Raw genomic sequence first — 15,599 nt, 5'->3', positions numbered from 1 at the left:
ATTGCCATGGATATTTTTCATTATCACCATATTACCGGCGAATATTTGTGCTCTTCGACTGCCGATCATGATCCGCTAATCCCCGGCAGCTATCTAATCCCAGCATGGGCAACTACCGTTCTCGCTCCTGAAGCTGGCCCTAATGAAGTTGCTGTTTTTAATGGTACTGATTGGGCTTTGTTTAGTGATTATCGCGGTACAGACTACTATTTAGCAGATGGCTCAAGACGCGAGATATCTGCAATAGGCGACACTGTGCCTGCGGGTTCCTCCTTAATTGCCCCTGTGTATTATCAGTATGACCCCGCGACTGGTGAATTTTTGGGCATTGCCGATCCATTGACGCGGCCTGCTCATCACACCTTATTAGCACCGCTGGCGGTTACTAATGCAAAAGAAGTAGCCGTGTTTGATGGTGATGCATGGGTTGTATCCGAGGATAACCGGGGCGATGTCTGGGACACTGCAACTGGTATCAAATCGCATCATTCCGCCCTTGGACCCTTGCCAGGCAATCTGACTGCTATACCAAAGCCCAATGGGTTTTATAGTTGGAGTGGCAACGCATGGGTTGTTGATTATGCGGCCGCCAGGGCGGCTAAAATCGCTAAGCTAAAATTGGCCTGTGCTGCGCAGATAACATCGGGAATCGAACACGACGCGCTTGGCACTATCCATCGTTATCCGACGACCAAGGATGATCAGCAGTTTATGACTGCTAGATTCAGCAAAGCTCAGGCTGTTGGTAGTGCCGGTGATCCTTACAAATTTATGTGTGCTGATAACGCTGGTGTATGGGCTCGGCGCGATCATTCTGCTAGTCAAATTACAGCTGTCGCGCTGGCGATGGAAGCGCATATAACTGATACGTTAAATCATCTGGATACGCGCTTGGCTGTGCTGAATTCTAAGCCTGATGATCTTGATCAAATCGAGAGCGTGAATTGGTGATTATTTTGCGTTAAACCGAGACTTATCTTAACGACAAAAATCGCGCAAAATTACGACAAAAATCGCGCGTCGTTACAAGTACTGTCGTTTTTATACCAACCGGTACTCAATATCTTGCAGACATAAAAAAAGGACTAGCGAATTAACGCAAGTCCTTGATTTAAATGGTGGCGATACCGGGGATCGAACCTGGAACCTCGGGGTTATGAATCCCGCGCTCTAACCGGATTGAGCTATATCGCCACTGGGAACAGCTTTGAAAAGACGCGCATTATAGGGCGCGTCTTTTCTATTGTCAAACATTGAAACGAAAGTGCATTACGTCCCCATCCTGGACTTTATACTCTTTGCCTTCCAACCGCCATTTACCGGCATCTTTGGCACCTTGTTCGCCGCTATAAGCTATAAAATCCGCGTACGAGACCACTTCGGCGCGGATGAAACCTTTTTCGAAATCGGAATGGATTACGCCCGCCGCCTGCGGCGCGGTGGCGTTGACCGGAATCGTCCAAGCTCTGACTTCCTTGACGCCAGCAGTGAAATACGTCGAGAGATTCAATAGCTCGTAGCCGGCACGCACCACTCTGTTCAAGCCCGGCTCTTCCAAGCCTAAATCTTCGAGAAATTCTTTCTTTTCGTCTTCATCCAACTGCACGATCTCCGCTTCTATCGCGGCGCAGACGGCAACCACTTTGGAACCTTCCTTCTCGGCAAAAGCCTTGACCTTATCCAACATCGGGTTATTGTCGAATCCATCATCTTGGACGTTGGCAACATATAGAGTGGGCTTGATGGTGATCAGACATAACTCCTTGATAAGCTTGGCCTCGTCCTCGGTCAAGCCTAAAGTACGCACGGCTTCGCCGGCATTGAGGTGATCCAGCACCCGTTCCAGAACGTCTTTTCTCGCCAGTTCGTCCTTATTGCCAGACTTTGACGCTTTTGCGGCTTTTTGCAGCGCTCTCTCGACGGAAGACATATCGGCCAGAGCCAATTCGGTATTGATGACTTCGATATCGTTAATTGGATCGACCTTGCCGGCAACATGAATCACATTGTCGTCTTCAAAACAGCGCACAACATGGACAATGGCATCGGTTTCACGAATATTCCCCAGAAACTGATTTCCCAATCCTTCGCCTTTCGAGGCACCTGCCACCAAACCGGCTATATCGACAAACTCAATCGTGGTGGGCAACACCCGTTCCGGTTTAACGATTTCCGCGAGTTTATCCATGCGCGGATCAGGAACCGGCACGACGCCGACGTTAGGATCGATAGTGCAGAAAGGATAATTTTCGGCGGCGATAGTCGCTTTAGTAAGCGCGTTGAACAAAGTTGATTTACCGACGTTGGGCAGCCCAACGATTCCGCAGTGTAGTGCCATGAATTTTATACAGAAGGATTAATTTAACGGGAGCCGGAGAACCGGAAGAGTGCGGGCGCGATTATACAGCGAATTTAAGAATACGGCCGTGCCGATGCGAGAAGTAGCGCATCGCTTGCGAGCGATGCGCTATCGTTTGGTTATTTGACTTGCAAAACGCCACCTTGACCGCTGCCACCGCCGCCTTGCACTTCTTGCGCCTTATAGTTTCTAAGCGACTGGACCATATTGTTATAAGCGTCGAAAAAGGCTGCCGCGGTCGCTATGCCTTCCGGGGTTCTGCTGTACATACCTATGCTGCCGCCCGCCGCGCCGGCAAAAAGTCCGCCCCAACCGCCGAACGCGCCGCCGCCGGAAGTACTCATATTGTTAGCGGTGGCACTGCCTTGGGAAATGGCAATTTGTACGGTCGAACGAATATCGGTCAGGGTAAGCGCCACATCGGTGGTTCTAGTTTCCACGGCATGTGAAACTGCGCCGGCAATGGCGCCTAGACCACCCAAACCGGCAGCGCCTAATCCGGCACCGATTAATCCGGCTCCAATGGAGCCCCCTTGTCCGCCTGTGGATTCGTTAGCGACGATAATCTGCGGGTCGAGTAAATAATCGGCCGCAACACGTTGGCCTTTGTGTTGTTTTGAACCTGACCGATATTCTCCTGAGTTTCTTTGTTGATCGGTGATTCTATCCAGCATGGCACTGGTGCTCATATTGCCAATGCCGGTAATAATAAAACAATTGGATTGCTGCACCGCCAAGCGAATTAACGGATCAACCGTGGTAACCCCTGACGCCCCCGAAAAACGCCCGTCGCTGACCGCCAAGGTACCCAATGGGCTGGCACAACGTTCCAACGACTTATTGGCGTTGACGCTGGTCGCGCCGCCGGCAGAACCAGAAACTAAATTTGAACTACCACCTGTCTGCAAGCCAGGCTGTTGCGCGCAGCCGGCAAAAGCAAAAACAGAGACCAGTAATGATAAATCTCGAATTGATTTAACGCTCATCCAAAAAACTCCAAAAAATTGCCATTCAGTTAATGGTGCCTAGCAAACTAAAAAATTCGAGCGATAATAGACCAAAACTTATAAAAAGAAAAAGGAAATACTCATGCATTCAAAAAAGCCTTTTTTGTCAACGCTATTTGTTTTATTCGTAGCGTTTGGCCTTGTCGCCTGTACACATCAAGAAAAACAAGTTAAGTCGGACACCATTAGAATTTGCGACGAAAATGGATGCGCGGACCGCCCGAAAGACTATGCCTCTTTTCAACCGGAGCCGGCGATGTCCGCCGAAGACAGCGCAAAAATCAAAGCACTTGAAGAACTGGCCGCAAACGATCCGCGCGCCGCTTACGATTTGGCGCTACGTTTCTTTAGAGCGGACGGCGTTCGTCAAGATACCTACAAGTCGATCAAATGGATGCGCGAAGCCGCCGAGAAAGGCAACTTCGATGCTCAAAAAGCACTGGGTAGAGTCTATCTGACTGGTCTTGGTGAAATGGGGTCCGATCCGGGCGAGGCTGAAAAATGGTTGTCCATTACCGCCAGTAAAGGCGACAAAGAAGCAAGCAGCTTACTTAAAGAAGCAGTAAAAGCGCGCCAATCGGAGCAAGCCGATTACCAATGGCGGAGACGATGGCAACAGGTTTTTTACAACAACTGGTATTCCGGCTATCGCTACAATTGGTACTGGGGAACCGGACGCTGGTATTTGTATTATTGACCGGCCCTTAAATACCGTTCGCCTAAATGTCCTTGAGGGTACTGAGCTCGTTGACAGTCACACCAACTGGGGCTTCGACCAGCTCAGCCCGGACGGAATAACCGTTAATAAACAGGGCCGGTTTAATACCAAGAATACGTAATTACCTAAAAATCAACTATCGGACTGACAGACACTCCTGATGTCGTGCTGAGTGAGAAATTCAAATATTTTTAGTCACAACTTAAGGTTATGAATATCCCGATGAACCATCCCAAATCGTCTTACAACTGATCCGAGCAGGCTTCGCCGAATACTATCGTCTTATCTCGGCCGCTGGCTTTAGCTTGATACAACGCAGCATCGGCGTAATTAATCATTTGATCAATGTCAGGGGCTTGTTCGGATTGAATTAAATCGCTATTCAAGCAATATATGCCAATACTCAGGGTCAAATTTACCACCTCTTGATTGATAGACCATTCCAGGGTTTTGATTTCCTGACGAATGCGCTCCGCAAATGTTTTACCGCTATCGCAGCGGGTATTAGTAAAAATCGCTACAAACTCTTCGCCACCAAAACGTACCAGAATATCGGTATTACGCACTTGCCGCTTTAACGCTTTAGCGACACCGGTCAGCACTTGATCGCCGAACAAATGTCCGAAGCGATCATTAATGACTTTGAAATGATCAATGTCCATCACCAGTAAACAAAAACCGGTTTTGTAGCGCTTATGGTGAGCGATAACGACTTCGACTTGGTCATAAAAAAACCGCCGATTATGCAGGCCTGTTAACTGGTCATGCATGGACATACTGGCAAAATGATCTTTAAGTTGATTGGTTTCGGCAACCAAACTCTCCAACTCAGCCGTCCTGGAAGCAATTTGCTGTTCCATATGCTGAACCAGGCGCCTAGTGGTAATCAACTGACCAAGAATGTTTTTATAAACTTCCAACAAACGGATATGCCAATCGTTGAAATAATAGGCTTGCGGATGGGATACGTTTAAAACGCCAATCAAGGTGCGATTGAAAGTAAATACCGGCACACTGATAATTGAACCGGGCGATTGCTTCGAGTTTCCGGTTTTTTCGAATCGCTTATCTTCGTGGCAATTTTGACAATGCTGCAAAACACCGGTCGCCGCGGCAGCGCCAATCAAGCCTTCCCCTACTCTAAAGCGCAAAGGGCTATCCATATTTACTTCAGGAGCGCCAAGCTCGCCCACACTAATGCCGGCAACATTGCTTAATAAGCCTTCGCTATCCACGATAAAAAAAGAGCACCGCTCCATATCTTGATATTGGATAAGGCTTGCCAAAGCTTGTCTGATAAGGGTTTTTTCATCATCGACTTGACAATCGATTTCGGATAACTGTTTGACTGCGGACAGCGCATTGACGAGATCTATCAGCAAATCCTGCACGCCGAAACCTGCCAGTTTCACATCTTGACTGTTTGCGCTAGGCTGGTTCATCAATTCCCCATGATGGCAGCAAGTTTTTGCATAGCCGGCTGATTTTCTGCCAGTTGTTCAGCAAGCTCTTGTATATTGTCCAACGGCAACTTAATCTTCCGGCATTCCGATTCAAACTCTTGCAGATTAATAGACTCCCCTGAAATCACGGTTACGCTTAAGCGCTCGCAAAGCCTCATTAAAATCAGCAAGGGCAGCTCTATACCTTCAAAATCCTTATTTTCATAATTGTCTAATAGCACTTGGTACAAAACCGGCAAATGCCATTTACGTAATAAAAAATGACCGATTTGATAATGGCTCTGCCCCATTTGTCGAGAAATTCCCTGACTCACAGGCAAACCCGTTTTTTTGCATTCGACAAACACTTCATGCAGCTCTTCCGGCTGCAAATAGCCGAGCACCAATATGCCGATATTAAGAAGTAATCCACCGGAATAAATTGTCGATGGCGTAAATGCTCGCAATTGCGGAATTTCGATCGCCAGTTTTTGCGCGGATACCGCGGTGGTTAATGAGCGTATCCAAAAATACTCGGCGTCGAAACCTTGGCATTTGCGCGTATCAAATTGGACATTAAAAATAATTGCCTGTGCCAGCGCCTTCACCAAATCCAGACCCAAGACCTGAAAAATAGCGGTACGAATATCTGAGACATTTCTGCCACGGGCAAAATAGGCCGAATTTGCTAATCCAAGCAATCTAGCAACTAAACCAGGCGATAACGATAAGGCATCCGCCAACTTTTCTATGGGTATGTCCGGCGTGTTGATGACATCCAGAATTCGCAGACTTGCCTCTGGCAAAACCGGCAAGTTTTTCAGCGAACCGATTTGCAGTTCAATTGTTTGCTTCACACCGGCATTCATCAACCATGACCATAACCTGAAATAATTAAACAAACCGAGAGTTTGCGGTAATCGTCGTTACTCATTACATCTTTTGGAATTATCATCGATTGACACCTCCCTTCATCGTGCACCCAATGCAGCGCGATCAGTAATCCACTTACCACAGTTGACGCTTGAATCTCGATAGACCTGTACTGGTCGCCCGTTCCAAGCAGCGACCATCCATACTGAGGAGTATAGCGTAGATAAGTAACATCAATTTTGCCGAATGCCATATTGTTTCGCCAGCTTAGTAATACCAGCATCGTCAGCAAATATTTGTATGGCAACGGTAGCGCGTTTAGCCAACATGCCGCCAGCGCCGCGCTGTGAATAGCGCTAACAACGAATCTCAGCGCCCTCGAGCGCTCCACTTTAAAATTCATGCTCTGTTCAAGATTTTTCGACACAATCGCCGCACCTTTTTCGAGCTAAGGTAAACTACCCTGCTAAATTATGTTCATGTATTCCTACAAACGTTGCCGCCATGCTTGAAGACCGCACAGATCACACAAACGCTTTTAGCGAACCCAATGCACTTGCTTTATCCAAAAAAATTTTCGCGTCCACCGGTCTGAGCCTTATAGAAGTTATCGGTCAGGATGCCGCAAAACTGTTACAAGGCCAGCTGACTTGCAATATTAACGATTTATCGGCATCGCAAGCCAGTATAGCCGGATTCTGTAACGCCAAAGGCCGTGTTATCAGTACACTGTTGGTGGTTAAATCACCAGCGTCTTTTTTCCTGATACTGCCTACGGATTTGCTCGACACCGTGTTAAAAAAATTGCGGATGTACGTATTGCGTGCCGATGCAACATTGCAGGATCAAACTGGAAACATGCGTATTTTGGGCATATCGGGTTTTGCGCCTGAGATAGACGCTCCAACAGGCAATTTCGCTGTAGGGCAAATACCGTTAACGACCATTAAACTACCTGGCACCCCGCGTTATTTGACACTGGGTACACCTGATCAGATCGATGAATTTGCCGGATTACTCAGTAGCCGCTACGATTTCGAATCCGGCTGCCTGGACGAGTGGCGTTATCAAGACATCTCCACTGCCCTACCCTGGTTCGATATTAACCAATCGGAACAGCACATACCGCAGATGTTGGGTATTGACCAACTGGGCGGCATTAGTTTCAGTAAAGGCTGCTACACAGGCCAAGAAATCGTGGCCCGTAGCCACTATCTGGGCAAAGTTAAACGCGCGCTGTTTATCGCCGAGTGTCAGCCCTCAGCCAGCGGCGTGGTTAATGGCTGCAAGGTGTTGGACGGTATTTCTCAGCAAAGCATGGGCTGCGTATTGGCTAACGCGGTCTGGTCCGGAATAAACCGGGCGCTGGTGGTCTTGCAAATAGTTGATGGACTGCCAAAAAACCTTATACTTGAAGACGACTATCGGACGCCAATCGCGATAATTTCGGATCAATAGCGGAAATTCAATCCATGCAATTCAAATCTGTTCAAGACTTTTTAGTCCATGTGCAAGCGGAACTGGACGCCAACCGATTAATCCTGCCTACCTTACCGGATGTAGCCATCAAAGTCCGCGATGCTGTGAGTAAAGGCGATGCCACCGCGCAAAGCCTGGCCGAGATCATCGCAACCGACGCCGCTATTTCCGCCCGTTTGATACAAGTGGCCAACAGCCCCTTGTATCGCGGCACCATGGAAATCAAAAATATTCAAATGGCTGTTACCCGGCTCGGTAACAACACTATTCGCACCCTGATTACCAGCTTGATCATGCAGCAAATGTTCACGCCCACCACGGCGCTACTGGAAGGGTATTTTCGCAGCACCTGGGAGCAGGGTGTGAATGTCTCGGCGATCAGCCGGGCGTTGGCGGCATTCGTGCCGCATTTAAACGCCGATGAAGCGATGCTGGCCGGACTGATCCATCAAATCGGTAAATTACCGATACTGACGCTGGTCGAGAAAATCCCTGAATTCAGAGACAGCCCGTCGCGGCTGGATAAGTTATTGGAAAAAGCCCACCCACACGTTGGCAAACTGATCATGAACACCTGGAATTTCCCGGAAGAACTGAAGCTGGTGCCGTCCGAATATGTGGATTTTCAGCGCGACTCCGGAGCCAAGGCCGATTACGTCGATTTAGTGCAAGTCGCATTTTTGCAAAGCATCGCCGGCACCGATCATCCGGCCTGCCGCGTCGATTGGAACACCGTACCGGCCTTTGTTAAATTGGGCATCCAGCCCGATACCGAAATTTTGGAAATTGAAGGAGTCTCGGAAGAGATCGAACTCGCGCATTCAATGTTCCTTTGAGAATTAATAACACATGATAGACGCTCAAGACGCCGCCCGTTTTCGCCGCTTAGGCACCCTTACCATCTTTGCTGTGTATTTCGTAATTCTGGTCGGCGGCATCGTCCGCGCCTCAGGAGCCGGCATGGGCTGCCCGGATTGGCCCACCTGCTTCGGGCAATGGGTGCCACCGACTCACGAGTCGCAACTGCCTGCCAATTATCACGAAATTTATGCGGCGCGCGGCTATGAAAGCACCACCTTCAATCCGGTAAAAACCTGGACCGAATATACCAATCGTCTGGTCGGAGTGACGATTGGTTTTCTGATTTTTCTCACCGCCTGGACGTCGCGGGTTTATCTGAAAGCCGACAAAGCGATTTTTTATTTAGCGTTATCGGTATTTTTGCTGGTCGGATTTCAGGGCTGGCTGGGTTCGGCCGTGGTAGCGAGTAACTTAAAGCCCTTGATGATAACGCTGCACATGTTGTTGGCCTTATTTATCGTCGCGCTGCTAATCTACGCGATTGCCAGATCGCAAAAACCCCTACTGCAAGCCATCGATAGCCATTGGCTAACGCCACGTTTTGCTTTGGTTTTGAAAATTGCCATGGCAATGACCTTGCTGCAAGTGGCAATGGGCACCCAAGTCAGGGAAGCGGTCGATTACATTGCTCATGAGCACAGCTATATCGACAGGCAATATTGGCGCGATAGTTTTCCGATCATTTTTTATATTCACCGCTCTTTTTCATCAATCATTTTGTTCACCAACCTCTGGTTGGCTTGGAAAATTTATCAACAAGCCGACAAACAGAGCCTGCTGTTGCGCACTGCTTATCTTCTAGTGGGATTGATCGTTACCGCCATTTTGGCTGGCGTCAGCCTGGACAGACTGGGATTTCCCGCCGTCGCTCAACCGGTACATCTGTTGATGGCTAATCTGATTTTCGGCGCGCAATTTTTCATCTTTATTTGCTTAAATTACTCGTCCGGAAAAGCAAACTGAACAAGCCAGGATTTTACGGTAATTATCAATAAGTTAAGCAACATCAGACTAAGTTGCGATACAATGCCAGGCATAGCTAGCCCATGGCCGGCAACTCTCTTTTTTTCTACAGGTATTATTAATGTCCGACGCCCCTTCCTCCGCCACGCCTTCCTTTAAAGATTTATCGCTTTCAGACACCATTTTAAAAGCGCTGGAAAGTGTCGGTTACGAAACCCCTTCTCCGATTCAAGCACAGATTATTCCGTTCGTCATGGCAGGTCGCGACGTGTTGGGCCAAGCCCAAACCGGTACGGGTAAAACCGCTGCATTCGCCTTGCCGATTTTGTCGCGTATTAATCTCAATCAAAAAGACCCGCAAGCTTTGGTACTAGCCCCTACGCGCGAATTGGCGATACAGGTTGCCGAGGCTTTCCAAAGTTATGCCGCGCACATCAAAGGCTTTCACGTCTTGCCAATCTACGGCGGCCAGGATTACACCAGCCAGCTACGCCAATTGAATCGCGGTGCGCATGTCGTGGTGGGTACACCGGGACGGGTCATGGACCACATGCGTCGCGGCACGCTAAAACTGGATCAGCTTTCTACCCTGGTCCTGGACGAAGCCGACGAAATGTTACGCATGGGCTTTATCGATGACGTGGAATGGATTCTGGAACAAACCCCATCGACGCGCCAAACCGCGCTGTTCTCGGCCACCATGCCTACCGAAATTCGCAAAATTGCGCAGAAATACCTGAACAACCCCGAACAAGTCACCATCAAGGTTAAAACCGCCACCGCCGCCAATATTCGCCAACGCTACTGGTTTGTCAGCGGTGTGCACAAAATGGATGCGCTGACCCGTATTCTGGAAGCGGAAAACTTCGACGGCATGATTATCTTCGTCAGAACCAAAACCGCTACCATCGAAGTCGCGGAAAAATTGGAAGCACGTGGTTTTTCCGCCTCAGCCATCAATGGCGACATGTCGCAAGCCTTGCGCGAGCGGGCTATCGATAATCTGAAAAGCGGCAAACTGGATATTCTGATCGCCACGGACGTCGCCGCCCGCGGCCTGGACGTTGATCGTATTACCCATGTCGTCAACTATGACATCCCTTACGACACCGAATCTTATATCCATCGTATCGGCCGTACCGGTCGCGCCGGCCGCACCGGCGACGCGATTTTGTTTGTCTCGCCGCGCGAAAAACGCCTGCTAGCCAATATCGAGCAAGCCACGAAACAAAAAGTCGAAGAAATGCAATTGCCTTCCACCGACTTTATCAACAACGCCCGCATCAACCGTTTCAAACAGCGGATTACCGATACGCTGGCCGGCGAGGAACTCAGCTTTTACAACCAATTAATCAACCAATATCAGGTTGAGCATAATGTCCCGGCACTTGATATTGCGGCGGCGTTAGCCAAGTTATTGCAAGGCGATACGCCTTTGCTGATGAAAGAGCCCAGCAAAAAACCACGCAAAGACGCCGAGGAAAAAGGCCGTTCCGACCGCAATGATCGTAACGACCGCGGCCCAAGAAGGGAAAAAGGTCGCGTCGGCGCGGTAGAAATGGAAACCTTCCGCATCGAAGTAGGCCATGCCGACGGCGTGAAACCGGGCAATATCGTCGGGGCTATCGCCAACGAAACCGGTATAGACGGCGATCATATCGCCCGCATCAAAATCGAGGAGCACTACAGCACCGTAGAACTGCCCGCCGGCATGCCCAAAGACTTGTTCCAGGCCCTGAAAAAAGTCCGGGTAGTCGGTAAACCTTTGGATATTTCCAAATTCGACCCGGCTTTGGTGAAAAAAGACAAAAGTAAAAAACGGGTCGGCTCACCGTCAAGACGCGGCAAAAATAAAGACCAAGCCGAATAACTGATTGTAATCGGCCAGTCTAGGGTTCTAGCCCCATCGCCAGTTCCACATACCAAAGGCTTAGGTGTTTTTCACCTAGGCCTTATTTATTGGCCGTACCGAATTTGTACCCAGTCTTGCGTTATCTGCGTACTCGGCAAAATTGCCAGGCGGCAGATGAGCGTAACACAGTGCCTTCACGCACTATGAACTAATTCAATCTGGCTAGACCGTTGATGAACAGATACCGATCTTATGGCAGATTGGATGCTCTGAATGGAATGGGGAAACCTCGCGCCAGGACGTGGACGAATAGTGTTATGAGGCGCTTAGCTTGACCAAAAGCTCTTACGGTACCAGCTTCATGCTCAATCATGACAGACCACTTAATCTGAAACTCAAACGCCACGCCGTCAATTCGCCATTCCAAATATTTTTATATAATCCAGTGTTATTTAGAAAACTTCATTATTTTAAATTAGTGATACATGATTCAATTTTTGCTTTTTCGTGAAACCATTTCGGCAACGTGCTAATTATAAATGGATAATTATTTACCAAGTATATGAATACGTCGTATACAGCGGTTGCGTCTTCAGTGGCGTATATAATCTGATTTTCAGACAGGTCTTTGTTTTCCCAATTTGACCGAGACATCTTTTTTGATTTATTCATATTTTTTCTTAAAAAAATAGCAACTGCCTTTTTAGCGCCGATGTCATTTTCTGAGTGGAGGTAAGTTTTAAATATTTGATGTAAATCCAAAAATGAACGCGGCCTGACTCCAAAGTCTCTTAATATATTTTCAATATCTTCACTCAGTCCGCTGCCTATCTTTATTGTATTAATATCTTCTAGAATTTTAAGTAATGGGGTGACATCTTTTATAGATTTTATTTGGAAAATATAGCAATCAGAGTCGTTCGCAATTTGAATTATCGAAATTGGATTAGGTGGATCTCCTTTTTTAAAATTTGGCTTTTTCTCTGTATCGAAACCTATAACTCTATTTTTCCTAATTTTCTGAATTGCGCTATTTAGGTCACTGTTGTTTTTAACTATTTTGATTTCACGACGACCAATTGTATAGGGTTCAAGTTTTTCAAAATCTATATTGTCAATGTTATCAATCGCATGGAAGAGTTCAATTACTTTTAAAAATGAACAGTCTTCTGTTATAAATGACATTGCTTTTTCAAAGATAGCTTTCAACTCATCTTCTGCGGCTTCACCACAAATTTTTTTAATTAATTTTACTCTTTGTGGATGTGAAAGTGATTTGAGCATTTAAATAAATTTTTAAAAATTATTAGAATTTTATCATCATGCTTGGAGGGTATGCAGCATGACGTTATATGATGGCTGTCGGTCAAAAATCGACTGACGAAACAAAAATGCCAAGAGTCAAGGTATAGACCAAAGCAATCAAAGGGTGAGGTGCTTTTACAAACCACACCGTTGGCAAACGACGTGACTCAAGATGTTCAACACATCCTTTAGCTCTATATATGACTAAATTTGCAAAGAGGATTGCCTTATTAGATGAGGCTGCAATTAGCAGAATTTTAACGCCTGGCCCTCACAGATTTTGATAAGGCCAGGTATGTGCTCAAGAAAAACCGCCAAATAGCAAAGAAAACTCTATTGAATTTCCGTTAAGGAAGCGAGTGCTTCTCTTATAACAGCATTATCCGGAGACTTTTGGAATTCCGGGATTGACAAAGCAATATTCGCGATGTGAAGGAAGCGTGAACTATCAAAAAAGATTGATTTATTTTGCCACGCCATAGCGAGAAGTCGCGCATAACAGTGATAACCAAAAGGATGGATGAGACGAAGTTTGTCAATCTCTTCTAGTGATACTGGATTTAGGATCTTAAGAGCTGGATCGAATTCTTTCAATATGTATGCAGAAGTCGCGTAGTTACTCTTATAGACGAGGGTCTCCGAATCTCTAGATATTGCGGCAGAGTAGTGTTCGAGTGCTTGACGGCGATTGCCAAGGCTTACAGCGATCAAACCTCCAAGGTTAAACAAACGAGCGGACTCTACACCTAGACGGCGTAACCTTTCGAAGTCTGCATACGCGATCTCAAATGCGTTGGATTCTAAAAGCGCGCCTAGCACACTTGAAGCAACACTGTAACTAAAGTGGCGTAGCCGTGTTTCTGGTTTGCGACCTGCATCAGCTGCGGCAAAGCGAGCGAACTCAACGGCATTCGTCGCGTCGAGCGAATTCTCAGTATCACTAGTTGAAGACTCTCGGTCTGCTTCGCAGAATATACCAGCGAACACTCCTAGTTCGTGAAGATCCACCGTTACACTTTCAATAAAATCAGTAACTATGCTTTCCTTATAAACACTATTGGGGCCGGCGATGCAGATTGAGCCTCGGTCTAGCAATTCAATTAATGTTGCAGGAGGAAAGACTATCTGAGCCTCACGATAAAGTTTGGCTAGGGCAGTATTTAGCGCAACCGTTCCGTATTTTCGAAGATATTCGCCCTCTCTAGTAAACCTAACGACTACAGCGAAAGGAGCTCCATTATTACTGACTGATGTTTTAATGAAATCTAGTAACTCGCTAGTAACACCTCGCTCATGCTTATCCGATGTAGATGGAAGGTACTTTGAAAATGATGGTAGCAGATGACCAATGGAGCCAGCAGGTATAGCCTCAAGGTGCGATCCAGGCTCCAGAAGCGGGTCAGAATTACTGGGTTCCGGCTCTGCAACGTATGCAAACGAAATTTCAGGCTGTGCGTTAAAAATTACAATTCTAGCCGATTGTACTCGCGGATATTCGCCTAAGGTACGTTTAGTTCGACCATCGTTTATGAAAAATTTCGTCTTACCGGAAAAGGTTGGCGAGAATACTTTAAACTCTTGACCTTCAGACACACCTACATTTGAGCCGATGTCCAAAGCAACAACCCGAGTATTTTTATCTTGTTCGATAACTCGCCCGCAACTGGAAAGTATCTCGTCGTAGCAGATTACTTGATTTCTCCCAGCTGCTTTTGCCCGGTAGAGTGCAGTATCGGCTCGATCAAGTAAGTCAGAAACTTCTTCAGATCTCTGTCCTAGGAGAGATGCACTGTTGTGCAATGCCACACCCACGCTGACTGTTGTGGATCGATCCTGAGTTGGTGGCAGTTGTAGAACACCAATACTGCCCGAGCTAGAAAGCCATTGCCATTCGGTGTCTGTTGGTAATACTTCGTCTGCAATAGATTTTCGAAAATCATTTGCCCATTCAACAAACTGTTCCCTCAGAACATTTGCCTGGATGAAGATAAGAAACTCTTCCCCAGAAGGATGTCCAAGGGATATGGTCGGGTCACCTACTCCTTTTTCTTGAATATCGTCAGCACAATTCTCAAGTCGTCTACCAAAAGTCCTGAGAACCTGATCACCGTAAAGATGGCCCCATGTGTCATTGACCTGTTTGAAGTGATCAATATCCAGAGCCATAACGGCCAATGCTCGAGCCACACCGCTTTCCAGTGCCTCAGTGTTATGCATCTCGGGCCTCTCAACGTCAGTAATAGCTGATGCCAATCGTTCTCGAAATGAATTTTTGGCTAGAAGGTGCGTCAACTGATTGTGTGAGACCTTATAAGCATTTGAGGCGCTTTCTTCAATCTTTTGAAGTCGTTCGCGATACTTGCGCCGTGTTTGTAATTGTGGAGACTTTGAGCACGTCAAACAGACAACACAATCAGCAGAAGAAAAATAAAACCAAGCGTCTAAGTGGTTTGTTGCGTGGAAGGCCACCTGTTCTAATTTGGATCGGGTTAGATAGTTGGTTGTTGCACTATCACAAACTGAGCTACAAGATAGGTCACGCCAAACGTCATCGTAAAAATAATAGATATTTGCATCAATTCCTTCTGGTTTGAACTCGCTCTGAACTTCGGCGAGAAAAGTTTGTAATCCATCGATTTTCATTTAGTCCTATGGCTCCGTGATCATATGAAATTGGCCGAAATATCATCTTAAACAGGTCATTTCTGGGGGGGCAAACCTCTATCGTTAGCTCCCTAAA

General features: G+C 47.1%; 13 protein-coding genes and 1 tRNA gene. 6 read left to right on the top strand and 8 right to left on the bottom strand.

Features of this window, described 5'->3' with window-relative positions; translation table 11 throughout:
• Window positions 1-6 precede the first annotated feature (6 nt).
• Window positions 7-951, top strand: a complete 945-nt coding sequence (locus DDY07_RS05175) for a hypothetical protein (protein ID WP_171695058.1) — start codon at window positions 7-9, stop codon at window positions 949-951.
• A gap of 165 nt (window positions 952-1,116) precedes the next feature.
• Here DDY07_RS05175 and DDY07_RS05170 read toward each other — a convergent pair.
• The 3 genes from DDY07_RS05170 to DDY07_RS05160 form a co-directional block, all read right to left on the bottom strand.
• A tRNA-Met gene (locus tag DDY07_RS05170) sits at window positions 1,117-1,194 on the bottom strand.
• A gap of 52 nt (window positions 1,195-1,246) precedes the next feature.
• Window positions 1,247-2,338 carry a redox-regulated ATPase YchF gene (ychF, locus tag DDY07_RS05165; RefSeq protein WP_171695057.1) on the bottom strand — a complete coding sequence of 364 codons (1,092 nt, stop codon included), beginning with the start codon at window positions 2,336-2,338 and terminating at the stop codon, window positions 1,247-1,249.
• Window positions 2,339-2,478: 140 nt separating this feature from the next.
• Window positions 2,479-3,345, bottom strand: coding sequence for a hypothetical protein (locus DDY07_RS05160; protein WP_020481912.1), 867 nt, complete (start codon window positions 3,343-3,345; stop codon window positions 2,479-2,481).
• 277 nt (window positions 3,346-3,622) lie between these two features.
• Between DDY07_RS05160 and DDY07_RS05155 the strand changes: the two genes are divergently transcribed.
• Window positions 3,623-4,063: a tetratricopeptide repeat protein gene (locus tag DDY07_RS05155; protein WP_253734408.1), complete on the top strand. Its 441-nt coding sequence runs from the start codon at window positions 3,623-3,625 to the stop codon at window positions 4,061-4,063.
• A gap of 263 nt (window positions 4,064-4,326) precedes the next feature.
• Here DDY07_RS05155 and DDY07_RS05150 read toward each other — a convergent pair whose 3' ends face one another.
• The 3 genes from DDY07_RS05150 to DDY07_RS05140 are packed head-to-tail and all read right to left on the bottom strand — an operon-like array spanning window position 4,327 to window position 6,802.
• Window positions 4,327-5,526, bottom strand: coding sequence for a sensor domain-containing diguanylate cyclase (locus DDY07_RS05150; RefSeq protein ID WP_171695055.1), 1,200 nt, complete (start codon window positions 5,524-5,526; stop codon window positions 4,327-4,329).
• Window positions 5,526-6,395, bottom strand: a complete 870-nt coding sequence (locus DDY07_RS05145; RefSeq protein ID WP_253734407.1) for an HDOD domain-containing protein — start codon at window positions 6,393-6,395, stop codon at window positions 5,526-5,528. The genes DDY07_RS05150 and DDY07_RS05145 overlap by 1 nt, the downstream gene beginning before the upstream one ends.
• Window positions 6,395-6,802: a protein YgfX gene (locus tag DDY07_RS05140; protein WP_171695053.1), complete on the bottom strand. Its 408-nt coding sequence runs from the start codon at window positions 6,800-6,802 to the stop codon at window positions 6,395-6,397. The genes DDY07_RS05145 and DDY07_RS05140 overlap by 1 nt, the downstream gene beginning before the upstream one ends.
• A gap of 101 nt (window positions 6,803-6,903) precedes the next feature.
• Between DDY07_RS05140 and DDY07_RS05135 the strand changes: the two genes are divergently transcribed.
• From DDY07_RS05135 to DDY07_RS05120, 4 genes are all read left to right on the top strand, one after another.
• Complete coding sequence (locus DDY07_RS05135; RefSeq protein ID WP_171695052.1) at window positions 6,904-7,857, top strand: folate-binding protein YgfZ; 954 nt, start codon at window positions 6,904-6,906, stop codon at window positions 7,855-7,857.
• 14 nt (window positions 7,858-7,871) lie between these two features.
• Window positions 7,872-8,714, top strand: coding sequence for an HDOD domain-containing protein (locus DDY07_RS05130; protein WP_171695051.1), 843 nt, complete (start codon window positions 7,872-7,874; stop codon window positions 8,712-8,714).
• A 13-nt stretch (window positions 8,715-8,727) separates the two neighbouring features.
• Window positions 8,728-9,702 (top strand): heme A synthase, encoded by a 975-nt coding sequence (locus DDY07_RS05125; protein WP_171695050.1) that lies wholly within the window; start codon window positions 8,728-8,730, stop codon window positions 9,700-9,702.
• Window positions 9,703-9,823: 121 nt separating this feature from the next.
• The gene (locus tag DDY07_RS05120) at window positions 9,824-11,572 is read left to right on the top strand and encodes a DEAD/DEAH box helicase (protein ID WP_171695049.1); all 1,749 of its coding nucleotides are present in this window, start codon (window positions 9,824-9,826) and stop codon (window positions 11,570-11,572) included.
• A gap of 447 nt (window positions 11,573-12,019) precedes the next feature.
• On the opposite strand, the gene DDY07_RS05115 is transcribed toward DDY07_RS05120, so the two are convergent.
• On the bottom strand, window positions 12,020-12,838 hold the full coding sequence (locus DDY07_RS05115) for a 3'-5' exonuclease (RefSeq protein WP_171695048.1): 819 nt from the start codon (window positions 12,836-12,838) through the stop codon (window positions 12,020-12,022).
• A 354-nt stretch (window positions 12,839-13,192) separates the two neighbouring features.
• Window positions 13,193-15,502 carry a GGDEF domain-containing protein gene (locus DDY07_RS05110; RefSeq protein WP_171695047.1) on the bottom strand — a complete coding sequence of 770 codons (2,310 nt, stop codon included), beginning with the start codon at window positions 15,500-15,502 and terminating at the stop codon, window positions 13,193-13,195.
• Window positions 15,503-15,599 lie beyond the last annotated feature (97 nt).

The sequence above is a fragment of the Methylomonas sp. ZR1 genome (genome assembly GCF_013141865.1).
Lineage (GTDB): Bacteria > Pseudomonadota > Gammaproteobacteria > Methylococcales > Methylomonadaceae > Methylomonas.
Note: the sequence above shows the minus strand (reverse complement) of the source record. Positions and strands in the feature narration are given on the sequence as shown.